Origin of the sequence: Flavobacterium sp. GT3P67, assembly GCF_004349155.1 — a bacterium.
Classification (GTDB): domain Bacteria; phylum Bacteroidota; class Bacteroidia; order Flavobacteriales; family Flavobacteriaceae; genus Flavobacterium; species Flavobacterium ranwuense.
Genome location: NZ_SMLF01000007.1, coordinates 1 through 24,819, shown reverse-complemented (window position 1 = coordinate 24,819; position 24,819 = coordinate 1). Strand labels below are relative to the sequence as shown.

Genomic DNA, 24,819 nt, shown 5'->3' with positions numbered 1-24,819 from the left:
GTTATTATTGTTTTTTGGTATTCATGAATCTTCGATTTCAAGCCTGAATATTTTTATCCCAAAAATCATCGGACAAATTTTTCTATCGCGACCCAATCGCTCGTGTTTCACACTCGACTCGGAGGTCACTCCCTTCGGCCAATGCTTAAATCCTTACCGTGATTTTCTGGTTTAAAACTATAAGGGAGGTTATAGTGAAAACTGAAATGAATGGTTTTCCTGTGCGATTCCCCTCTTGAGAGGGGTTAGGGGTGTGTTTTGATTTTAAAAATCATTCTCCGCAGCATTTCTAATACTTAAAATACAATTGTAATTTATTTTTTGTCTGTTTTTCTATGCTTTTTATTTAATGACGGTCTGAAGAAAGTGTAATTGTACGTTTATTGTTGTTATTACTATTTTTGTATATGACGAGTATTTTTCTTTTGTCTTGATTACTCATGAGTTGATAATTTATTGGAGTTCGTGAATCTTTGATTTCAAAAGAAACAAAAAACTGTTGCTATTCTGTTTATTAAGAGATTCTTTTTCTTTTGTCTTGATACAAAAGAAACAAAAAATCAAGCCTGAAAATAAAAAGCTTGAAAACTACCTTGAAATTCCGTTCCGCACCCCGAGCCGTTCGTCCTGCGGACTCAACTCGCGGAGTGCTGCCACTTCACTTCTTCGTTGTTTTCTATGCTTTTTATTTAAGGGCGAGTTAAAAGTGGACATTAGTTGGATGGTGCTTTATCAGTAAGCTTAGAGTCACTTTCTGCGGCCAGCGCTAAAATTTTTACCGTGATTTTTTGGTATAAAAGTATAAGGGCGATCTGAAGAGGATTATTATTATTATTATTATTATTTCTGAAGAACAATTTTTCTTTTGTCTTGATTATTCAGGAGTTCATAATTTGTTGGAGTTCGTGAATCTTCAATTTCAAAAGAAACAAAAAACTGTTGCAATTCTGTTTATTAAGAGATTCTTTTTCTTTTGTCTTGATTACTCACGAGTTTATAATTTATTGGAGTTCGTGAATCTTTGATTTCAAAAGAAACAAAAAACTGTTGCTATTCTATTTTTTGTATATGAGTAGAATCTTTTCTTTTGTCTTGATACAAAAGAAACAAAAAATCAAGCCTGCAAATAAAAAGCTTGAAAACTACCTCGAAGTGCCGTTCCGCGCCCCGAGCCGTTCGCCCTGCGGGCTCAACTCGCGGAGCACTGCCACTTTACTTCTTCGTTGTTTTGCTATGCTTTTTATTTAAGGGCGATGAGAAGAGGATTTAAATGAACGTTTACTGGTTTTATTATTATTATTATTATTATGTATTTGAAGAGAATCTTTTCTTTTTACTCCTTTATGAACTGGTTTTGGTCTTCTGAAAAATTAAAAAGGATTACCATACTGCCTTTGAATGGATTGAATGAAGGTTCATATTTTATATATCCTTTTTCATTTAACTCTCGCATACACTTGTGATACGTTGCTGTGGAACAAATTTTACTGATGCGCATCACCTCGTCTCTGGTTATACTTATTGGATTTTGGAAACGGTTTATGTTCCAATATTGGAATAATGCAATGTATAGACTGATGTGAGTAGGGTTGAGGTTTCGGTCTTGTATGATTCGGTCAAAGAAACCGGTGAGGTGTTTTATGTAGTTCATGTTTTTTTTAGTGAATGGTGAGTAGTGAAAAGTGAGTAGTGTCCTTCGACAAGCTCAGGATGAAAGTGGGTTTTAGGTTTTGGGTTTTGGGTTTTGTCCTTCGACAAGCTCAGGAAGACAGTGGGGTATGGGTTTTATGTTTTGGGTTGTGTCCTTCGGCAAGCTCAGGATGAAAGTGGGTTTTAGGTTTTGGGTTTTGGGTTTTGGGTTTTGACCTTCGACAAGCTCAGGATGACAGTGAATCGTGAGGGGTTATCAGTAATTCTATTGTACTTCAGTTTGGGATAAGGGGCAGGCTATGGGCTAGTTGGCTAAGCGTGTTTTATCTTCGTTTTGAAGGGTGCCCATTAATTCCATTGAAAAATTATCTCTTGCCTGAATGTAGGCTACTTTTGGAATTATAGTGGCTCCCAGTTTTCTTTTTTCGAAAGTGGCTGACATACCAAAATCAATTTTATTAAGGTTTAGCTTCCTAGCCCGTTTGATTGCCTGAAACAGGAGTTGTCGGTAGAGTTGGAATTTTTTTGCATAGGCGTAATCCATCCCTATCAGAGATGGAACATAGGTATGATTAGTGTTTTTATAGCAAAATAAGATTCCGACTGGTAGGTTTAGGCTAGTGTGTTGATCCCTATTATTATTATTATTATTATTATTATTGAGATACAGCAGAATGAATTCCCATTGGGGATGATTCTCCATTTTTTTGAAGACTTCTATGGGGTAGGTAAATGTATTTATAGCATGATTGTTGTTTTTTACATTCTGATACAGTTTATATGCCTGATCTGATTCCTCTTCTGTCAGTTTGTCTTTTATTACAATATCAAAAGCCTGTTCAAAAGGAAGTACTTCTTTTAAAAAATGTTTTCTAGAACGTGGGGAAAGGGAAGCCGAAAATTCTTCGATACTGTTCCATTTCATATTTTGTATGATGCACGTTTCGGGCATATTTATTTTTAAGAAGCCGTGATTGTGAAAAATTCGATTCCATTGTTCGTCTTCTTCAAAATCTCTTAATACGAGCATGTCGGCGTTTAATTGATGGTATACTATTTCCACTTGTTCCAGTAAAAGCATTATGGCTTCTTCTGCCAACGGGTGCGTTTTGTTTATGTAACAATGATTGCCTTCCGTAAATAAGGAACCCATTCCCAAGACTTTTGATGTGAGGTATAATGGGTTTTGTTTTCTTTTTTCTTCCAGTTGCAATGAAATCGATTCTGATGCTAACATATCGTCTTTCCATAATCCATACGTAAAAAAAGTTGCCAGTATAGGAATTCCGTTTTGATCTTTGATTACATAATAATGGAAGTCCCAATTGTTTTCAGGACAATTTGGATTTGTAAAAGCATTTTCTAAGAAACACAGCCCATCCCAATCAAACGTGCTTTGCTTACTCAAAAGTTCGTTCCAGTTTTGTTTGTTTATTTTTTCTATGGATGTCTCGTATTGGAGCTTTAAGACGGTTTCTTTTTCTATATTTTCTGTTGGTAGCATTATTCCATCTATACCAAAAGCTTTTTTTACTTTGTTTAGATTATTACCGGATTCTTCCAAGGCTTTTGGAAAATGGAGTTCCATCGCTTCCACTAGTGCTTTTATTTCTTCTTTTTGGTTGTGACGGGAGAGTGTGATTCGGATACCCGTGTTTTTGATTGGGACTGCCGGATAAATAGCCAGATTTACATAAAACCCTTCATCAAATAAGCGTTGTACCATTTTATAGCCCGTCAGAGGTGTAGCTGTGGCCAAGAAAAATACCGGGGAGTTATTGAGGGCAATCATCGGAAGGGCCGTTTTTTCCAATTCTGATTTGAAATATTCTATTTTTTCTGACAAATCGGATTGTAATACTGTAATCTCAGATGAAAGATGAATGTCTGCCGATGCAATTGCTGCTGCTACAGAGGCAGGTTCCAGTTGTGCAGAAAAAGTAAGTGGTCCACCAAAGTTTTTAATCTTATCTCTCAGTTTTTGATTTTTGCAAAATACTGTTGCACCACTAGCTCCAAAGGTTTTGCTTAGTGTGCTTACCACAATGCAATTTTCGGGCAATTCTTTAATAGCGTCAAAAATAAAACCAGTTCCGTTTTTGCCTTTCCAACTCATTCCATGGACATCATCAAAATAAAGGTATAGTTGTGTATACTTTTGAGTTAAAGCCAATAATTCCGGGATGGGTGCATAATCACCAAACATGGAATATACCCCATCAGCCATGTACCAGATTTTGTTGCATTTGGTGGTTAGTTGTTTGATTTTATCTTCCAGCATATCCAAATTACTGTGTCTTATCATTTCTACCGGAATTCCTCTTAGTTTTAAAAGTTGACATGCATTTTGGACGCTCCAATGCACTTGATGATCCATTATTACGGCATCTTCATCTCTAATGAGCGTTGGAATAATCGCTAAATGCCCCAGCGTACTGTTCTTGGTAATAATAGGCGGAATACCATACATTTGTTCGATTTTACTTTCTAATTCATAGTATAGTGGATGCGAAATGTATGATTTTGACAGCGGAAATGGAGTACCATAATCGCGAATTGCTTGAATTGCCGCTTCTTTAAGTCTATTGTCTTGTTCTAAACCAAGATATCCTGTTGTACCGAAATGAAACATTTCTTTTCCTTTGATTTGTATGGTTCTTCCTGTCAATACTTTGTCTTCTGCATATAAGTGCAATACGCCTTCTTTTTTTGCTCCTGATAAAACCTCATCGACCGTATCGATGAAGTTGTTGTGCTTGATTTTTGCCATATTGATTCCTGTAAGTTATTGAAAATTAGATTTAAATGAGTTTTTACTTCTTGATTTATTGAGTAATATTCTGAATAAAAAACCAATAACAATATATGGTGCGTAAAAAGAATCCCTTTTCGACAACTTATACTCCCGATTAGACAATTTTTACGTAATTTTTTATGTTATTTTTATTGTTTTAATATTTTTTAGGAAGTATTGTGATTAATTTGCGTTAGTTTGTTTTTTTATTTAAAATATTATGAAATTAAATCCTATTTGTCATGAGAATAAATTTGCGCAATTCTGGATTCTGAATGGGATTCTTTTTTTTCGGTATAAACCTAATGTTGTAATAGATTTGGCAGTTGCACAGCTTGTGGTATCCGACCGAATACGGATACAAAATGAAAAAGCATATCCTATTTTATGCGATATTCGGGGTGTTGTAGCTATAGATAAGTCGGCAAGAGATTATTTGGCAAAATCGGGTTCTGCTTTGACCAAAGCAGTTGGTCTGCTTGGAAGTCATGCAATTTCTTTAACCCTAACTTCTTTTTACACTAGAATTAATAGACCAAGAATACCAACACAAATTTTCACGGATGAAGTGGATGCTTTAGCTTTTCTAGAATCTTACGCCTAGTGTATTATTGAATTTCGCAACTAATTATAATTTGTCATGCATCAAGAAGTCAATCAGAGCCGTATTCGTAGTATGTCGAAAATGTTACTTGAAATGGCAAGTGGTAATTTTGCTGGTCAGATCCAACGGACTGGACAAAATGATGAATTAGAAGGATTGGTTATAACGATGAATATGGTAGCAGAAGAACTAAAAGGAGCTGTTTTTCATTCGGGCTTCATTAATCCTCATTCTAACAATAAACAGCTCATACAAGCTACCCTAATATTGGATGAAGATTTTACAATCAAAGGGTACAATTCAAGCTCCACGGTATTGGGATATATTCCCGATTTTTTGTTAGATAAAGCGTTTAGCAGTTTGCTTTCGGAGGAGTCATTGGTTTTATGGAAAGAGGTAATGGAAGAATTGTTATTAGAACCGAATTACCATAAGACCTTAGAATTAGTCTATGTAGGAGAAAATAAATTGTTATCACCCGCTTTTTGCTCTATATATAGACTTGCGCCTTGTTCAAAAATTATAATCAGTTCTGTGGCTACTGCTATAGAAGAAACAGCATTAAAGGATGATTTTACAAGGTCAAGAAGAGGGGACGGTCGCTCCTCTGACATGAAAATGATCCAAAATGTGTATGACTATATTTTAGATCATTTGGATACTCCATTACCATCAATGCATGAATTGTCCCGTATTTTTGGAACAAATGAGCACAAATTGAAACTTAGATTTAAGCTATTGTTCAAAACTAGTATTTATCAATTTTATACTTCTGAGCGCTTGAAAAAAGCTCGTTTTTTGATTCAGCAAACTACAATATCCTTCAAAACAATTTCTTTAATGAGTGGATTCTCTGACTATCCCAATTTCTCAAGGAAATTTAAAACGGAATTTGGTTATAGGTCTATGGATGTAAAGAGGAGGTGTGAGTAGTACTAGGTTAGTGTTTTAAGATCTGGTGGTTATAATTTTGGCTGTAATTTTAAAAACTCCTTATAGCGCAAGTTATGCTCCCGATTTGGCAATTGTTATTAGTTTGTATTTTAGAACTTTACATTGGTTTAAATTTAAAGTTACAACCATATGAAACTCTCTGAAACAACTAAAAGTATTCTTCTTGATTGCATCTGCTATTTGTATGTTGTATTGTTTGTTTATGCGGCAGTCAGTAAATTGCTGGATTTTGAAAATTTTCAGGTGCAGTTGGGGCAATCGCCATTGTTGAGTGCTTTTGCCGGATGGGTTTCTTGGGGAGTACCTATTGTAGAACTTATAATTGCGTTATTGCTGGTTTTTCCAAGATTTCGTCTTTTGGGGCTTTATGCTGCTTTCAGCCTAATGGTTATGTTTACTAGTTATATTATTATTATATTGAATTTTAGTCCGTTTGTACCTTGTTCCTGTGGAGGTATACTCGAGAATCTCAAATGGAGAGAACACCTGATTTTTAATATCCTATTTGTTTTATTTGGTGTATTTGCTATTTTTTTTTATAAATATGCGGAAGGTGAAACGACAACAGTAAGCGAAAAAAAATATCTTAGAAATAGGGCTTTGGCAGTTTGCACAATTTTTAGTATCTCGACAATTACCCTTCTGTTTTTTCTATCGGAAGACATAATCCATAAACGTAATAATTTTATACGTCGCTTTCCCCAACGATCTGCAATACTAAAAAACGAACTTAATTTAAAAACAAAAAACTATTACATTGCTGGTGCTGAAAGTGGAAAAATCTACCTTGGTAACATTAAAGCTCCACTTACCGTTACGGTAATCGATACATCGTTTCATATTAGGCAAAACCATACGATAATATTACCTGAAACCGATCTTACTTTCCGAAATTTAAAAATTACGATAAAGCCTCCGTTCTTTTATGTTACAGATGGTACTACTCCCTGCATTTTTCGTGGGCTTGTTGCTGACTGGAAAGGTTTTGTATGGAATGCAGGAACAGCCTATTTTACAGCATTTGAACCCATAAATGCAAGTGTTGTCGCAATCAGGGCACAGAGCAGTGCAACACATGAAAGCGTCTTGGGTACTATTACTCTTATTGACAATCCAAAAGTAATGCTCGCTTCGAATTTACTTGAAAAACAGATAGATGGTGTCTTTGACACTGATGGAACTTTGCTTTACAATTCCCAATTAGATAAAATAATCTATACTTACTCTTACCGAAACCAATATGTTGTTGCTGATAAAGACCTTAAACTACAGTTTCGTGGGAACACCATCGATACCACGAGTAAAGCCAAAATAAAAGTTACTTATATATCTTCCCGCAAAGAAAGCAAATTATCATCTCCTGTCCGGACTGTGAATAGAAGTACTGCAACATTCGGGAGTAAGCTATATATAAATTCCGGATTGATAGGAAAATACGAACCCGAAAAAATATGGAAAAACTCTTCGATTGTCGATGTATATGACATTGAATCCAAGTCCTATTCCCATAGTTTTTATGTGTATGATAAGATGGATGAAAAAATGAGAGAATTCCGCGTGGACAATACTTTGTTTATAGGTTTAGTGGGAAATTATCTCGAGGTGTATACTTTAAAAAAATCGATTGAATAGATCACAATAAAAATATACTGCGCAGTATCAGGGTAACGATTGAAAACCTGTAACAGAGTAGATCATTAACTATAAATATTTTAATTATGAAAACGAAAATTTTTAAAACTATGCTTCCCTTTGTTGCAATTGTACTTGCTGTTGCAGGTGCCTTTGCATTCAATCAAGCTCCTACAAAGGGGACAGGAAGTACCTTGAAAGGCTATATCCGTATTGCCGAAGGGGATTGTGAGAAGACAGATGTCGATTGTACTGACGTTATTCAACCAAACTTTTGTTCCAATGGCACAAATTGGTTGCATGAGATGAATCTGTCAGGGACTGATTGTCCAGACCCTCTTTACAGAATCAATTAATTGATTGCTGCAAACAGGTAAAATCAATGCCGGTTCTTTGTAATGGAACCGGCATTGTTGTTATATAAGACTTAGTTTTCTCAATAATTACTTAAGATAAAAATCAAACCAGTCTTTTATTCTTTTTTCGAGATCAAACTGAAATTCGGATTTAACAATTACATGCCCTTCGCCAGGATATACAATTAAACGGCTTACTTTTTTTAGTCTTCGCAACGCCAAATGCAATGCAATACTTTGCTGCCAGTCAACTGACTTATCATTATCACCGGTATAACTAAGCAAAGGTGTCGTAATCGATGCTGCTTGTGCAACAGGTGAATTTTGTAAATAGCCTGAAAAATCATCATATAATGATTTGCCCATGCGAAGCTGTTGTGTTTCAAACCTCCATATATTAGGCAGGCCTGTAGAAAAGTTCATCGTGAGATAACTGCGCGGCAGATCGGTTATTGCTGCACCAGCAACAGCTGTTGCGAAAGTGGAGGATTTGGAAATTATGAATGAGGTTTCGTAACCACCAAAAGAGTGCCCCATTATTCCAATGCGATCTGCATGAATTTGCCCTCTGTCGATGACTGCTTTTACAGCAGCCTCAACGCAGTCGGAAGCTGACTGTCCAGGATTACCCACTTCGTAAACAATATCCGGAAGCAAAACGAAATAGCCGTCCAATGCATAATTCGCAATATTCAACTCCCCGAAGCAAAATAGCGAAGGATTGTGATATTTATTAAATTCATCGGAAAGCTTTTCATAGATGTATACCACCATCGGATATTTTTTTCCTTTTTCGTAGCCAACAGGATAAAACAGTGCACCGTTTAAATCTTGTCCTTTGCTATTGTTATATTTTATAATTTCTGCCGTGCCAGATTCAAACTTTTCGGTATGAGTGTTAGATTTTACCATTTCCCTAATCTGCTTCAACCCTGCATCCAACAACCATAGTCGTGGGGGAATCGAAGCTGACTGCTCAACGAAAATAAGTCGCTCCGCGTCAGCCGCTTTTTTTAGCCTATCATTATTCGTATTCTTAAAAAGGAGGTTTTTAAGTTTTTGATCTCTATAAATATAAAAACCGCTACTCTTATTCTCACCTATTGCCTGTAGAAAAATACCTTTGCGAGTATCAAATTCTCTAACCGAAAAATCTGGCGTACCAAGATGAATGCTATTAAATCCAATATTTTCACATAAACGGAATCTAATTTTGCTTTTAGCTCCAGATGTAATCCTTTTGCGCAGCCCTCCATCGACAGCTACAAGCCAAACGTCATATTTATCATAAATGATGAGATATTTTTGATCCAGAGTAAAACCCGGACTGCCATATCCGTAAGAAGGGCCTGCATTGTCATACTCTAAGTTGTTGAGGGTTCCCTGCCAATTTTTAGTCAGGTTTACATGCGAACCTTTATAAAAATCATAGATCCACCAATTTTGTTCTTTAAAGTAGGCGATACATTTACTGTCTGGAGAAAGTAATAAAGTTTGATCGTTACCACCGTGATTGCTAAGCAGTAGCTTTTTTGTGCCCGATTGCAAATCTGTACTATAAATATCGGCTGGGCCAGTCCGCTCGTACTGTGGCTCGTAGCGTAGCCTGTTGTATGTGAGTGCGAAATTCCTGTCTAGAGTAAGCCTTGCCAACGGAGCATCTGTAGTTCCTATATGGATTACATTATCTGACTGTGGAAACCAAACTGTCAGTAACGGCATTGTTCTCGTATCCCCAACAACTTTCTGTTTTGGGTATTCATAAGGTGTATCCGATTCCCAGACCTGTACTGTGTCAGTGCCTGAAGGAACTGTGTCTATTGATTGGCGATAAAAATATATATTTCCTGATTCTGAAACTGAAAGGGATGCCGATGTTATACGTTGATGTTTCAAGCTATCAAATTCCAATGGATTTAAAAAGGTGAGGCTATTCTTTTCAGTATCGTAACAAACTACCTTATGATTTGGCTGATTCCCCTCGTCTTTTGGTAATTCCTGCAAAAAACAAAGAAATTTTCCCGAAGTACTCCACATAGTTTTTTTTAAAATATTCTCAGCTGCTGTCATTACAACCTTAACTTTGGAATTGGGTTTCTCATCGATAATCAATATGTCGTTTTTTGTAACCATTGCAAGTTTCCCTTTTGCAGAAAAGACAAAAGACTTTACATTATGAAACGACTGCTCTTTTTTGTCTGAAAGGTGTCTTAGCGTCAAAACATCTATATTCTTGGTTCTAATATACAGCGCCATTGATTTTCCGGTTGGAGAAAACTCGTGCTTGATCACATTGGGTATCCATTCAATTTGACCACTATTCAGATTAAGAATCGCCAGTCCCTTCGATTCATTATAGACGGTGAACCATTTGCCGTCAATGCTAAACATTGGATTGGTTCCATTGGGAAATATGTATTTTGTCTCAGCTTTTACTTTCTGAACAAATAGGGTGTCATTTCCTGTTTGATAATCAAAATTGTAATTAATCCATTTTCCGTCTGGTGAAATACCTTCACCTACCAGAGTGTGCCATTTCACATACTCATCGAGAGCTGGAATCCGTCTTTCAGGCTGACTAAAGCCAGCCTGAAAGACGAATAAAAAAAAGTAAGTGAGCCCCCAATTTATTTTTAATATTAGTTTCATATTAATAGCCTGGGTTTTGAGGAAGCAGCTTGCTGTTTAGTAACAGTTCTGCTTCCGGAAGAGGTAATAGTACTTGTGTTTGCTGCCAATTTGATTTTATGGCTGATAGTACTTTATCAGCTTGTGAAGTTCTTTTCAAATCAAGCCACCGATGCCCTTGTTCTGTAAACAATTCAAATTTTCTTTCCTTGGCTACTGCTGCCAATAAGGCTGACTCTCCCAAGGCTGTGGTTCCCGTTAATCCCGCTCGACTGCGAATCTTATTGATGTCCTTAATGGCGTCAGTCTCATTGCCCATGTGAATACGTGCTTCTGCCCGAATGAGGTATAGCTCAGCAAGACGGAACAGAATGGTATATTCCTGCGAAGGTGCAGTAACTCCTGTTTTTTTATATTTGTAGGGTTGGTACCATGAGGTAGTTCCATTGGTAACGGTTCGTACCCACGATGTCTTGCGGAGATCTGCGGGTTCAAAACTGTTTACAAAATCAACTGCCAATGTTGATTTTATCGGCGGTGTCAGCGAAGAAACAAAAGTCTTAGCATCCTGTGTGTTAAATCCTGTACGGCCCGAATGCAATGACCATATAATTGAGGGATTGCCTTTCAAAAATTCGGATGCAAGATTTGTCTCCCACACATAGGCTGGATTTTCAATAACTGATGTTGCATAGGATTCTGCCTTTTCCCAATCCTGAGTGTAAAGTGAAACCCTTGCCAACATAGCCCTTACCACAGACTTGTTTGGGTTCACTCTTTCGACGGTAGAATATTTGTCAGCGATCAATGATTCTGCCCCAGTTAAATCAGTCTTTATTTTATCCCATACCTCTGACTGTGGCATACGTGCTACACTACTATTGACTATGTAATCTGTGGTGGTTATATATGGTATATCGCCAAAGATATTGAGGAGGTAAAAGTGAATGTATGCTCTTAGAAAAAGAGCTTCGCCCTGCAATTGATCCTTATTTTCCGGATTAATGGCATTCGAATTAGCTAAGCCTTCCAAAAAAGCATTCGTTGCATAGATCTGACCATAAGAGTTGTTCCACATTCCCTTAATTTTTGTGTTTGAAGGATTGACAGTGTGGTTGTAAAAAGCTTCCAAATCAGGGCTGGAGCCATAGAAAGTAAGTTCGTCTGAATAATTTGACATCAGACTGCTTAACCCTTCAAAGGAGCCAGACACCATACTGTCCTCGCGCAAACGCGCATAAATATCGGAGATTGCCGCACTAGCGGTATTGACATTTTCGAAAATCGCAGCAGCTGTAAGTTGGGTTTGGGGTGGGGCTACTTCGGTAAATGATTCGCAGCAGTAAAAGCAATAGGAGAGAAGTAATAGTATGAGTGTTGTTATTGAATTGTATCGTTTCATAATTTTTTTTTTGGTTAAAAACTTAATTGAAATCCGAGTGTAACCTGCTTCAATGGTGGCAGGAATGTCGTCGACTGATTTTCGGGGTCGGCGCCTTTATACTTTGTAAATGTGAGCAGATTTTGACCCTGCATGTATAATTTGCCGGTGAATGACTTTGACCAGGATGCGGGGATTTTATAAGCAAGGCTTAAACCTTTTAACCTTATATAGGAGGCATCACTAACTGCGGCATCGCTGTTTGTATAATTAAAATAAGCATTCAATGCTCCAGAGTTAAGTCCTGTTGTGTACTGCTGAGTCCTACTGCTGAGTCCGTCATGTGGAAAATGATTCATCGCTAGAAATGGCTGATTTGAAAAAGTACCCGCCATATTTGTGGAATACGCATAATTAAAACCTTTCTGCTTTACAAATTGGAATAGGAAATCCAAAGTCCAATTTTTGTAGTTTATCTGGTTCCCCAGACCACCGAACAGTTTTGGGGCGGTATCTAGTATTTTCTGGCGGTCAGCTGCTGCGGTAATAGTACCATCGCCATTAAAGTCCTCAAAAGTATAAAACCCTGTTAGTGGGTTAAACCCTGTAAAATGGTATGCCTTATGGATACTCAGCGATTGTCCGATCACAAGTCTATTTGCGTAGGTCGAGCCTTCTAATCCCGGAAATTTCAGCAACTCATTTTTAGGCATAGTAAGGTTTAATGAAGTTGTCCAATTAAAATTTTTTCTTTTGAAGTTTATGGTGCGAAGTTCCAATTCAAGTCCTGTGTTCTGTACCGTTGCGTCAAAATTGGATTGTATTGAAGAAAACCCCGCAGTTCCTGGCAATGGAACGCCTACCAACTGATTAGAAGATCTGTTTCTAAAGTAGGCCGTATTGAAGAATATCTTGTCGTGCAATAAGCCAATTTCCAGTGCCACCTCAACTTTTTTGTTGGTTTCCCATCCGAATTTAGGATTGAAAAGCCGTGTTGGCTGTAGACCAATTAACCCATTATAATTGTTTGTTGAAACAGCGTAGGTATCGAGAAATTGGTAGTCGCCAATCTGGTCGCTGCCTGTTATTCCGTAGCTTGCTCGAAGTTTTCCAAAACTTAAGATTGGGTTAATGTTTTTGATTAAAGGTTCATTACTAAAGATCCATGCCCCTGCAATGGCACCAAAATTTGCAAACCTCTTTCCTGGACCAAAGCGGCTTGATCCATCACGGCGTCCAGTAAGATTAATTATGTAGCGCTGCTTCCAATTTACATTTGCTCTTCCAAAAAATGCATTGTATTTGTATTCGGTGTTATCTTGTTTGACAATAAAAATATTAGATGCAGCCGCTAGATTATTTATCAAAGCATCACTTGGAAAACCTATACCCGTTTGCGCCAATACCTCTTGTTTTTGTTCTTGAAATGTTGCGCCAAGAAGCAGGTTTAAATCTACATTACTTAATGCTTTTTTATAGTTTAATTGTGGTTCCATAACCCAGGAAGTGCGCGTACCATTATTGAGGTACAATGTAATTAGATCATTGCCGGGGTTGTTTGCCGGATTGGACATCGTTAACGGCCTTGTACGAGTTTCTGATACATGCGTGTCATTGTATCCAAGGCTTGTACTTAGCTCAAATCCGTTAGCAAATCCGTACGAAAGCATTGTGTTTGAAATCAGATTTTTTGTTTTACTTATGTACATTCCTTTTAAATACGCCAATGGATTATCGAATGTGCCATTTTCCCAGTTCAGATTGCCTAGATCATCATATAGCTTAGGAGCATTTGGAGCTAAGGTGTATGCCTGACGAGTAAGGTCTGTACCAGGAAGCGTGTTTTTATCCCCACTGTAATTAGTAGAAAAGACTAGTTTAAATTTATCATCTTCGGAACGGTGAGATAAACTGCTATGAAAAGCACCCTTCCCAAAATGAGTATCACCTGGATAGACTGTGGTTTCTTTTCTGTACGTTCCGCTTAAAAGATATTGTGTTTTTTCACTACCACCTGAAACTGATGCTTGCATATTATTAATGTAAGCCGTACCTCCAATTAGCTTTTTGTGCCAATCTGTATAACGGTCAGTATTCCAGGTGCCATTTATATCATAGGCTCGTTGTGGGTATCCCGTTATACCGTCATTTGTGAATGCTTCAGCACGCATGGCTAGGTACTGTTGGGTATTCATCATGTCCATTGTATTGGTGACTGTACCTACCGTAGTATATCCCTGAACAGTGAAGCGTGTTTCTCCTTGTTTTCCTTTTTTAGTAGTTATTAGTACAACACCGTTTGCGCCACGTGAGCCGTAAATGGCGGTTGCGTCGGCATCTTTAAGTACTTCAATATTTTCGATATCGTTGGGATTAATGCTATTTAAAGGACTGATAGTGTTTGGTAAAATACCGATCGATACACCAGAATTACCCAAAGAGTTTGAAGCATACGGAACACCGTCGACAATATACAGCGGTTCGTTTCCCTCGGAACGAATACTGTTGATGCCTCGAATTTGTATGTTAAAACCGCTGCCTGGTACACCACTGGTTTGAGTGATATTCACTCCTGCCATCCTGCCTTGCATTGCCGCCAAGGGATTGTTTACAGGTTGTTTTTCTATGTCTTTGGCCGTGATGCGGGCAATACTTCCAGTGCGTTCGCTTTCTTTTACGGAATAATAGCCCGCATTGACACGGACTTCTTGTAAAGAGGTTATATCTTCCTGCAATTGTATGTTGATTATATTTTGACCGTTTATGGGGACTGTGACGGTTTTAAATCCCATGAAAGCAAAGACTAAAATATCGTCAGGTGATGCTGTGAGCCTGTATTGCCCATTATAGTTTGAGATAGCTACGGTTGTCGCTTTTCCATTTATGGAAATTGTTACGCCCGGTAATGGGCTTTTACCATCAGTGATGGTGCCGCTTATTTGGATTTCTTGAGGTAGTGACTGCACTTGCTGTAAAGGCACAAGGGCGCAAAGGTTTATTTGTAGTACTTCCTTATTATTATTATTATTATTATTATTATTATTGGAATTTGGGAACGGATTGTGAGCTAGTGTTGGGGAAATGGAGTTCAGATATATTCCGAAAATTAACGGATATATAAATGTCTTCCAAGGCCTATAAACTGAAATTTTTTTCATAATATTGGTTTAGTTAAATGAAATGTGAGTTTTGTTTTGCTATTGCCTTCTGTACTTATGCGCTAACACTGGACAGGAGGCTTTTTTGTTTAAAAGGGTTATTTAATCATAGGCAATAGAGTTTAGTGGATAATTGATGATTGTTCTTTTTTGCATTGCCAAAAAAAGAACCAAAAAACGCTAGCCAGGACTGTTCGCCGACCCGTTATTTTATCAATTCTGAAATCCAACAAACTCGCTATCACTCAAACAGTGTTGGATTTTTTCAGAATTTTTTAAAAACGGGTGCCCGGCTGCCACAGTCTAAGGGCGGTGTGAGCTACAGCGTGATTTTATAAGTCTTAAAGTATTTAGGGATGTTTGTTTACTATTATCATAGGCGTTTTTTAGTTATGAGTTGATGTTGCTGCTAAATAACCTGTATCTCAACCATAAATCCACAGGCACATTGTTGCTATAAAAAGTATAATTATTCCTATTTGTATTTGTTTGTAGTATTTCATCTTATTATAGTGAATTGTTGAGGGTTATGAGTTATGAGTTGCTGTTGCGGCTAAATAACCTGCACCTTTTATTAACAAATTCAAATTAAATTAACTAGGTGTTTTATTCAAAGGACCTTTCGGTGCAGGTGTTTCTTAGTTATTGGTGTTGGGTTATGGGTGTTGGGTGTTAGGTCATGGGTTTTGGGTTACTGGTTAAAAGTTGCGCATAGGTATCTACTTCCAGCTAGTAAAACGGTGTTTTTTTGGCTGGGATTTTATGCGGTTTTGTGATTGAAACCACTGCTAAGGCATAGCGTAGGCTGTTTTAGTGGGTGTTTTTTTTACTCATAGGCATGTGGTTTTAGCGGGTTAAACTGCTGCGAGACTATGAAAATGATGAAGAGGCGCTAAGAATATAAGCGGAGTATGAGCCTATTAGAAATAAAAATGGCATGGAACTCAGCTTACTGCGTTAGAGGTACTGGTATACCGAGCAACAATAAGTGAGCCCACGCCAAAGGACGTGAGCATCTTACTTATTATCCCGTTGCAAAATTACCAGTTTTCTAACGCGAGATTCTAAGCGAATGCTTCAAATGTTTTATAAGAAGAATCGCAAATATATGTATTCAATAACAAATATAATAATTTTTTTATTAAAAGCAATATATATGTTGCCGTTTTTGTTTTTTCAAAGTACGAATTTTATAAAATGGATAAGCTTGTTTTTTTAAAGGAACGAAAACTACTGGGGAAAAGAATTGCTCAGCTAAGAAATAATTGTATAAATGAAATAACGGGAAAGAAAATTTCTCAAGAAGAACTAGCACTCAGGCTTGGTTTGGCGAAAAATCACATTGGGTTAATTGAACGTGGTAAAACAAACACAACAGTTGACGTTTTATACGGTATCGCTAAAGAATTCAGAGAAGAAATTATTTCATTATTTGATTTTGAAAAAACAGAAAAAGATGCTTAGGCATCTTTTTCTGTTTTTATAGCGTTAAGTAATACTTGTCAATTCGGGATTAATACTTGTCAAAAAAGGAGTTTTTGATTTCATGCTAAAAGAGGAAATCTTATACCTTCTATATTTGAGGTATGGAATGGTATGAAATAATAGGGCTTGTTTTATTATGGTTTGTGGGACTTTACCTGAGAGGGAAGTTTTATGAGCATTTGAGGAATAGACATTATAATGATAGCTGGAAGAGTAGGGAGAAGGAGTGAGAAGATGCTGATGAGGTGTCTTTTTCTGTTTTATAGCGATACGTAATACTTGTCAATACGGATTAAAGCTTGTCAAAAACGGAGGAATTGATTTCATGCTAAAGAAGGACTTTCTATTCCATATAAAATTTTCGTTTTACCCCGTCCCTAAAGGGAGCCGAAAATTTAGGACGATCTTGAAATACGATACCGTTGTGTTTCTTTTTTCCTCCCTTTAGGGTTGGGGAAAGAAAAAAGAAATAAGGAGTGTGAATTTTCGTTTTGCCCCAGCCCTAAAAGGGAGCCGAGAATTTAGGGCGTAAATTTGTATTGATACTAAGAGTAGTGTCCTTCGACCATTCGGCAAAAGCTCAGGACAGGCTCTGCTCAGGATGACAGCGAGTTATGAGTTATAAGTTATGAATGGTGAGGAGTGTCCTTCGACTTCGCTCAGGATGACAGTGAGGATTAGGAGTGAATAGTTGATAGTGAGGAGTGAAAAGTGTTCGTGCCTTTAAAATTGAAAGATTAAAAAATAAATGAAAAAAATATTAGTTACAGGTGCCAAAGGGCAATTGGGTTCAGAATTGCAAGTTTTGGCTCCGAATTATCCCCAATTTGAATGGGTTTTTACTGATAAGGAAGAACTGGATTTATGTGATTTAGGCCATTTAGAAACTGAGTTGGCAGTCATTAATCCTCAGATTATCATCAATTGTGCGGCACATACCGCTGTTGACCGAGCAGAGTTGGAGTTTGAATTGTCGGATGTGTTGAATCACCAGGCTGTTGTGGTATTGGCTCAATGGAGTCATGCCAATGATTGTAAATTTATACATGTTTCTACCGATTATGTTTTTGATGGTACCGCAGCTACTGCTTTAACGGAAACAGCAGACCCTAATCCGATTAATGTTTATGGGGTTACCAAATTAGCAGGAGAAAAGTCTTGTTTGCAAGAAAATCCCAATGCGATTATCATCCGAACCTCCTGGGTATATTCCCGTTTTGGGAATAATTTTGTCAAAACGATGTCCCGATTGATGCAAGAAAGAGACAGTTTGAATGTAGTTAATGACCAAATAGGTAGTCCTACTTATGCGGCTGATTTGGCACAGGCCATTATGAGTATAATGATTCATACGCATTGGCAGGCCGGGATTTATAATTTTTCTAATGAAGGAGAAATCAGTTGGTACCAATTTGCTTTGGCAATAAAAGAGATAGGGGGTTTTGATTGTGAAATCAGTGGAATTCCTTCCTCGGCATATCCAACACCGGCTAGGCGTCCGCAATATTCGTTATTGGATAAAAGCAAGATAAAGAATAGTTTTGGAGTTGTTGTTCCGGATTATAAAGTAAGTTTGATGAAGTGTATGGGGTTGTTGTAAGTTTTGGGTTGTCGGTTATCTGTTTTGAGTTGTGAAATTTTCGTTTTGTCCCAGCCCTAAAGGTAACCAAAAAATTAGAAGGTGATTTTAAATAGGATAATCGGAATACTTTAAATAGTACTACCAATGACTTTTTATTGAAAGTAAAAAAATAGGGTTTACTCATTTTCTTTTTTGCTTGATCAAAAAAGAAACAAAAAAATCAAGCCTGTAAGTAAAAAGCTTAAAAACTACCTCAAAGTGCCGTTCCGCAGCCCGAGCCGTTCGTCCTCAACTCGCGGACTGCTGCCACTTTACTTTTTCGTTGTTTCTTTATGCTTTTTATTTAAGGGCAGGGCTAGGGATTTTAGGTTTTAGTGAGATGTGAACAGGTTTATAATTTTCGTTTTTACCCCAGCCCTAAAGGGAACCTAAAAGTCAAAACTTGATTTTGTTTCTCGACTGTGCTCGAGATGACAGCTAAGGGTGACGCGGAAAAGGCTCTCGATACAATTTTATAGAAACGCTGTTGCTATTTTATAAAATCACTAGAACTGAAGAATATTAAAATATAGAAATAATAATGAAAAAAATATTAATTACCGGAGGTGCCGGTTTTATTGGGTCTCATGTGGTGCGGCTTTTTGTGAAAAAGTATCCGCAGTATCAAATTTTTAATTTAGATGCGCTTACCTATGCCGGAAATCTGGAAAATATTGCTGATATAGAAAAACAACCGAATTATACTTTTATCAAGGGAGATATAGTTGATGCCCCATTTATTGATCAGTTATTTGCGAAGCATCAATTTGACGGCGTTTTGCATTTAGCCGCAGAGTCTCATGTGGATCGTTCTATAACCGACCCGTTATCGTTTGTGAAAACAAATGTGATTGGAACCATGAATTTATTGAATGCAGCTAAGACTATCTGGCAAGGTAATTATGAAGACAAGCGTTTTTACCATATTAGTACTGATGAGGTTTATGGCAGTTTAGGTGCCGAAGGATTGTTTACGGAGATTACCGCTTATGATCCTAATTCGCCTTATTCTGCTTCTAAAGCCAGTTCTGATCATTTTGTTCGTGCCTATGGAGAAACCTACGGTTTGCCTTATGTTTTGACCAATTGTTCCAATAATTATGGCCCTTATCATTTTCCTGAGAAATTGATTCCTTTGTTTATCAATAATATCATTCAAAACAAGGCGTTGCCGGTTTATGGTAATGGGAAATACACCCGTGATTGGCTTTTTGTAGAAGATCATGCCGTGGCGATCGATTTAGTTTTCCATGAAGGTAAAAATCATGAGACCTACAATATTGGAGGTTTTAATGAATGGCAGAATATTGATTTAGTCAAATTACTTTGTAAAATAATGGATGAAAAATTAGGACGTCCAGCTGGTACATCGGAACAATTGATTTCGTATGTAAAAGACCGTCCAGGTCATGATTTACGATATGCTATTGATGCGACCAAAATCAATAAAGAGTTGGGCTGGAAGCCTTCGGTTACTTTTGAAGAAGGATTAGAAAGAACCGTAAATTGGTATTTGGAAAATCAAACGTGGCTGAATAATATTACTTCCGGGGAATATGCTACTTATTACGAGAAGCAATACTCAAATTAAATCGAATTAATTCGAATTTCACTAATGGATGCTGCCAATAAAATACTTTATAAAGAAGAAAGCTTTGCTGTAATTGGCGCTTGTATGAAAGTGCATCGGTCATTAGGAGCAGGGTTTTTGGAGGCGGTCTATGAAGAAGCATTGGAAAAAGAACTTCACATTCAGAAAATTCCCTTTAAAAGACAACTAAAGTTGTCATTATATTACGACAAACAGCTTTTGAAAAAACAATATAGAGCAGACTTTGTTTGCTATGATACTATTATTCTGGAAATAAAAGCTGTGACACAAATACCTGTCGCATTTTACACACAGTTGACAAATTATTTAAAATGTACAAATCTGGAATTGGGTATGTTGATTAATTTCGGTACACCTTCATTAACTTATAAAAGAATGATTAATTTGAAAAATTCGAATTAATTCGTAAAATTAGCACAAATTATGAAAGGAATTATATTGGCCGGAGGATCCGGTACCCGTTTGCATCCGTTAACTTTAGCGATGAGCAAACAAATGATGCCGGTTTATGATAAACCTATGATTTATTATCCGTTATCTACTTTGATGATGGCAGGGATTAATGAAATATTAATTATTTCTACTCCTCACGATTTGCCTAATTTCAAGAAATTATTAGGAGATGGAATAGCAATAGGTTGTCAATTCAGTTATGCTGAACAAGCTATCCCTAACGGTTTAGCGCAAGCTTTTGTTATTGGTGAAGAATTTATAGGGAAAGACAGTGTAGCGCTGGTTTTAGGAGATAATATTTTTTTTGGGTCCAATATGGATGAATTGCTGCGATCCAGTACCAATCCGGAAGGAGGCGTTGTTTTTGCTTATCATGTTTCAGATCCGGAACGTTATGGTGTAGTTGAGTTTGATTCTAATTTTAAAGCACTTTCTATTGAAGAAAAACCTTTGGAACCCAAATCAAATTATGCGGTACCTGGTTTGTATTTTTATGATAATTCGGTAGTCGAAATTGCCAAAAATATCAAGCCCAGCGCGAGAGGAGAATATGAAATCACTGATGTGAACAAAGTATATTTAGAGAAAGGAAAACTAAAAGTAGGGATTTTAAGCAGAGGAACCGCTTGGCTAGATACCGGAACTTTTAACAGTCTGATGCAAGCGGGACAATTTGTTCAGGTTCTTGAAGAACGTCAGGGATTGAAAGTGGGTTGTATCGAAGAAATTGCTTGGAGACAAGGATTTATCTCTAACCAACAACTAAAAGAACTGGCTGAGCCTTTGAAAAAATCGGGTTATGGGGAGTATCTTCTGGGGTTGCTGAAACATAAGTTGTAGAGAACAGATTGCTTATTATTATTATTATTATTATTAAAATGGTTCTCGATACATTTTTTGTTGCATTTTATTCCACCAAAAAACCCGAAGTATCGTGACGAACTGACGAAAATTTATTATAAAAAACTAATTATACTCAACGGATTCAAATATTTTATTTCACGGTTTAAATATGTATTTAGGCTGATACTAAGGGATGTATTGCCTCTCTTTTTTTGTTTATTCGAATTTTAAATTAAATTGAATCAATAAGATTTTTTTTTCCATTCATTAAATGTTATTTTTGGTGTATTGTAAGGAAATAATCTTTAAAAAAAAATACTTTGGGTACTACTAAAAACACGGATTCATCATCAGTCACCCCTAATTTTTTTTCAAGAGAAAACTTGAAATTCAACATTCATAATTTGAACTATCTGCCCAGATGGATTATTATTATGATGGATTTTTCGGTTTTAGTACTGTCGCTTTTTTTTACCATCCTTATCTTTAAGGGAACAGGATTAGATTACATCATTACGCCAAACAGTTTTACATTTATAGCAGCTCTATTTAGTGTAAATATTTTCTTTTTCTGGCTGTTTAGAACGTATTCCGGGATTATCAGACACTCTTCCTATATAGATGCCGTTAAGCTTTTGTTTTCTCAAATGTCCGTTTTAGTACTGTTTCTTTTTTTTAATTTTGGGTACGAGTTGTTACAAGGAGAGAAAGTATTTTTAAATACGGCCTTTTTCATCAATATCGTACTTTCCTTTTGTGGGTTATTTTTATATAGGGTAATAATCAAACAAACTTTTGAGATCTATTTTTCTGAACAAGGAACCAACAAATTAATCAGAACCATCATTTATGGTACGGATGCCAATGCCATATCGGTAGCGAATGCTTTAAAATTTGAAACACCATCCCGATTTAAAATTGTTGGGTTTGTTGATAAAAATAATCAAAATGCAACCAAGCGTATGCTGGATTTGCCAATTTTGATTAAAAAGAAAAAATTGCCGCCACTAATGCGTTCCGTAAATGCACAAGCGGTTATCATTGCTGATAAAAGTTTGTCAAAAGAGGAGCAGTTAATTATTGTAGACCAATGTTTGGAATTTAATTACAGCGTATTTACAGTGCCATTAATTTCCGATTGGGAGAATCAAAAAGAGATTTCCCAAAAAGTAAAAAATATTCAAATTGAAGATTTACTGGAAAGAAAACCCATAGTATTAGATAACAAGTCGATATCCAAACAATTAAAAGATAAGACTGTTTTAATTACCGGTGCTGCAGGATCCATAGGGAGCGAAATTGTGCGTCAAGTATTAAATTTTAATCCTAAGACAGTACTTATTTTAGACCAGGCTGAAACGCCCTTGCATCATATGTGTTTAGAAATGAATGCTTTAAATTCTACTTCAGAAATGCATACTATAATTGCCGATGTAAGGAATAGGGAAGCTATGAATAATGTTTTTAAAACGCATCAACCTCAAGTAGTTTTTCATGCAGCGGCCTATAAGCACGTCCCTTTGATGGAGGAAAATCCTTCGCAAGCCATTCTCACGAATATTGAGGGAACCAAAAATCTAGCCGATTTATCGTGCTTGTATAATGTCAAAAAATTTGTGATGGTATCTACTGATAAAGCAGTAAACCCAAGTAATGTAATGGGTGCCAGTAAAAGAATAGCCGAAAAGTATGTACAATCCCTGCAATTAAAAAATCAGGAGGGCGGCGGGAAAAATGCGACAAAATTCATAACCACTCGTTTTGGAAATGTTTTAGGATCTAATGGATCTGTAGTTCCTTTGTTTACTAAGCAAATTTCAAATGGAGGGCCGATTACGATTACGCATCCCGATATCATTAGGTATTTTATGACGATACCAGAAGCCTGTCAGTTAGTTTTAGAGGCGGGAGCCATGGGTAATGGAGGAGAGATTTATATTTTTGACATGGGTAATCCCGTTAAAATCATCGATTTAGCCAGAAAGATGATTAAGTTAGCCGGTTTTATTCCAGACAGGGATATCAAAATACAAATTGTAGGATTGAGACCCGGTGAGAAATTATATGAAGAATTGCTGAATGACACCTCAAAAACACTTCCCACCTATCATGAAAAAATCATGATTTCTGAAGAGATTTTAGATGAGTTTGACGTTTTGAATACCGATATTGAAGAGCTTATAAGCATTGCGAATCATTTTGATAGTGACCAAATTGTACAAAAAATGAAGCAAATTGTTCCTGAATTCAAAAGTATGAATTCGACTTTTGAATTATTAGATAAATAATTGCATCTTTTGTTGCATTGAATAAAAAGGTTATAAAGTACTGTACTTTATAACCTTTTTTGTTTTGATATTCAGTGAGAAGTAAATAGTGAAAAGTGATAAGTGAAAAGTGAGTGGGGAAAATCAAAAGTCTTATTTCGAAATCAATTTTTTAAGTTGCAGGATTCGATCTTCGAGTTTTGTCGGTATGATTTTCGTTTTTCGCATTTCTACAGGGAGTTGAAAATTTAGGATGTAATTTTAAATTAAATCGTTGCTGTTGTAAATCAGGTTATGGGTTTTGGGTTGTGAGGAGTCGGGAAAATTTCCGTTTTACCTGATCCGCCGCGGCGGAAGCCAAAAATTGGAACTTACGTTTTTATATAAAAATAGATCACCCAAACTTAAAAAATTGATTGTTGGCTATTGCTTCTTTTAGTGGCGCCAGGTCTTTTAATTTTACTTTTTGTTTGAAGGCGGCAACATGATTGTCATGATGTACATCGGAGCCTACATAAGTGTACATTCCTTTTTGGAGTAATTGTTCTGCTATTTTAGTAATTGCAACGCCATAATACCCTACAACCGATAGTAAATTCAATTGAAATAAGCAGCCCGCTCTTTTTAGTTTATGGTATTCGTTAAAATTATTATGATAGAATAAATACCGTTCCGGATGTGCTAATACTGGAATATATCCTGCTACCTGCAGGTCAAATAGTATGGAATATAATTGGATGGGAGCATTGATATATGACATTTCGACTAATACATAATTATCTTTGAGTGTCAATAAATCATGTGATTCGAAAAGTCGTACAAACTGATCGTCCATAAGATATTCGGCAGCAGCATTAAAAGAAACTGTAATGTTGTTCTTTTCCAGTTCTAAAACTGTTGTCGTTTTCTTATTCAGAATTTTTTCGTGTGTATTTTCCCATACTTGTTGAATGATGTGAGGAGTCGTAATAAATTGGGAAATTCCCATCTCTTGAAGCGCCAGCGTCAGTTTTAGCGTATCTTCAAAAGTTTTAGCACCATCATCAATGCCCGGTAAAAGGTGGGAATGGATGTCTATATGTTGGTCTGGAATTAAATCTTTAAGTATGGGTTTTGATCGGAAGAATGTTAACATACGTGTAAAGCTAGTGTTCAGTATTCAGTGATCAGTTTCCTGTTTTAGGTTTTCGGGGATTGGTATTCCGTTTTTGATTAAGTTGAATGGTAAGCAATTACCGTTGTTGTGTTGTATTTTCGATGTAAAAATAGTTGTTTTTTTCGATTTTGTTTTAGGAACCCTATGAAAAGGTTTGTACTTGGAAAATTTGTGCTTAACCGAAAAAACTCGCATCTTTAATCCCAAACCCGCTGTAGTCCCAGA

17 protein-coding genes are annotated in these 24,819 nt (G+C 36.6%); 10 read left to right on the top strand and 7 right to left on the bottom strand.

The features are described from left to right. Positions 1-1,333 precede the first annotated feature (1,333 nt). On the bottom strand, positions 1,334-1,651 hold the full coding sequence (locus E0H99_RS11730) for a hypothetical protein (protein ID WP_240723481.1): 318 nt from the start codon (positions 1,649-1,651) through the stop codon (positions 1,334-1,336). Positions 1,652-1,954: 303 nt separating this feature from the next. Beyond that, positions 1,955-4,420, bottom strand: coding sequence for an aminotransferase class I/II-fold pyridoxal phosphate-dependent enzyme (locus E0H99_RS11725; RefSeq protein WP_131995643.1), 2,466 nt, complete (start codon positions 4,418-4,420; stop codon positions 1,955-1,957). A gap of 244 nt (positions 4,421-4,664) precedes the next feature. Between E0H99_RS11725 and E0H99_RS11720 the strand changes: the two genes are divergently transcribed. The 4 genes from E0H99_RS11720 (at position 4,665) to E0H99_RS11705 (ending at position 7,990) form a co-directional block, all read left to right on the top strand. Continuing rightward, the gene (locus E0H99_RS11720; RefSeq protein ID WP_131995640.1) at positions 4,665-5,048 is read left to right on the top strand and encodes a hypothetical protein; all 384 of its coding nucleotides are present in this window, start codon (positions 4,665-4,667) and stop codon (positions 5,046-5,048) included. A 36-nt stretch (positions 5,049-5,084) separates the two neighbouring features. Then, positions 5,085-5,981: a helix-turn-helix domain-containing protein gene (locus tag E0H99_RS11715; protein WP_131995637.1), complete on the top strand. Its 897-nt coding sequence runs from the start codon at positions 5,085-5,087 to the stop codon at positions 5,979-5,981. Between the two features lie 150 nt (positions 5,982-6,131). After that, on the top strand, positions 6,132-7,634 hold the full coding sequence (locus E0H99_RS11710; RefSeq protein ID WP_131995634.1) for a DoxX family protein: 1,503 nt from the start codon (positions 6,132-6,134) through the stop codon (positions 7,632-7,634). 86 nt (positions 7,635-7,720) lie between these two features. Continuing rightward, positions 7,721-7,990 carry a DUF6520 family protein gene (locus E0H99_RS11705; RefSeq protein WP_131995631.1) on the top strand — a complete coding sequence of 90 codons (270 nt, stop codon included), beginning with the start codon at positions 7,721-7,723 and terminating at the stop codon, positions 7,988-7,990. Positions 7,991-8,077: 87 nt separating this feature from the next. Here E0H99_RS11705 and E0H99_RS11700 read toward each other — a convergent pair whose 3' ends face one another. Genes E0H99_RS11700 through E0H99_RS11690 form a run of 3 tightly spaced genes read right to left on the bottom strand, consistent with a single transcriptional unit; the run spans position 8,078 to position 15,157 of the window. Then, positions 8,078-10,639 carry a prolyl oligopeptidase family serine peptidase gene (locus E0H99_RS11700; protein WP_131995628.1) on the bottom strand — a complete coding sequence of 854 codons (2,562 nt, stop codon included), beginning with the start codon at positions 10,637-10,639 and terminating at the stop codon, positions 8,078-8,080. Position 10,640: 1 nt separating this feature from the next. Further along, the gene (locus tag E0H99_RS11695) at positions 10,641-12,020 is read right to left on the bottom strand and encodes a RagB/SusD family nutrient uptake outer membrane protein (protein ID WP_131995625.1); all 1,380 of its coding nucleotides are present in this window, start codon (positions 12,018-12,020) and stop codon (positions 10,641-10,643) included. 14 nt (positions 12,021-12,034) lie between these two features. Next, the gene (locus E0H99_RS11690) at positions 12,035-15,157 is read right to left on the bottom strand and encodes a SusC/RagA family TonB-linked outer membrane protein (protein WP_131995622.1); all 3,123 of its coding nucleotides are present in this window, start codon (positions 15,155-15,157) and stop codon (positions 12,035-12,037) included. A 1,197-nt stretch (positions 15,158-16,354) separates the two neighbouring features. Between E0H99_RS11690 and E0H99_RS11685 the strand changes: the two genes are divergently transcribed. The 6 genes from E0H99_RS11685 (at position 16,355) to E0H99_RS11660 (ending at position 23,459) form a co-directional block, all read left to right on the top strand. Then, positions 16,355-16,621: a helix-turn-helix domain-containing protein gene (locus tag E0H99_RS11685; RefSeq protein ID WP_131995619.1), complete on the top strand. Its 267-nt coding sequence runs from the start codon at positions 16,355-16,357 to the stop codon at positions 16,619-16,621. Positions 16,622-17,390: 769 nt separating this feature from the next. Further along, positions 17,391-18,242, top strand: coding sequence for a dTDP-4-dehydrorhamnose reductase (rfbD, locus tag E0H99_RS11680; protein WP_131995616.1), 852 nt, complete (start codon positions 17,391-17,393; stop codon positions 18,240-18,242). A gap of 562 nt (positions 18,243-18,804) precedes the next feature. Beyond that, positions 18,805-19,854 carry a dTDP-glucose 4,6-dehydratase gene (rfbB, locus tag E0H99_RS11675; protein ID WP_131995613.1) on the top strand — a complete coding sequence of 350 codons (1,050 nt, stop codon included), beginning with the start codon at positions 18,805-18,807 and terminating at the stop codon, positions 19,852-19,854. A gap of 24 nt (positions 19,855-19,878) precedes the next feature. After that, a complete protein-coding gene (locus E0H99_RS11670; RefSeq protein ID WP_131995610.1) occupies positions 19,879-20,277 on the top strand; it encodes a GxxExxY protein in 399 nt (132 codons plus the stop codon). 21 nt (positions 20,278-20,298) lie between these two features. Beyond that, positions 20,299-21,168, top strand: coding sequence for a glucose-1-phosphate thymidylyltransferase RfbA (gene rfbA, locus E0H99_RS11665; RefSeq protein ID WP_131995607.1), 870 nt, complete (start codon positions 20,299-20,301; stop codon positions 21,166-21,168). A gap of 323 nt (positions 21,169-21,491) precedes the next feature. Next, the gene (locus E0H99_RS11660) at positions 21,492-23,459 is read left to right on the top strand and encodes a polysaccharide biosynthesis protein (protein WP_131995604.1); all 1,968 of its coding nucleotides are present in this window, start codon (positions 21,492-21,494) and stop codon (positions 23,457-23,459) included. Positions 23,460-23,832: 373 nt separating this feature from the next. Here the strand turns inward: E0H99_RS11660 and E0H99_RS11655 are convergent, their stop codons facing one another. Together E0H99_RS11655 and E0H99_RS17310 are read right to left on the bottom strand one after the other, a co-directional pair. Continuing rightward, on the bottom strand, positions 23,833-24,573 hold the full coding sequence (locus E0H99_RS11655; protein ID WP_131995601.1) for a tyrosine-protein phosphatase: 741 nt from the start codon (positions 24,571-24,573) through the stop codon (positions 23,833-23,835). Positions 24,574-24,597: 24 nt separating this feature from the next. Next, on the bottom strand, positions 24,598-24,819 hold a 222-nt coding region (locus E0H99_RS17310), incomplete at its 5' end, for a hypothetical protein (protein ID WP_205728690.1).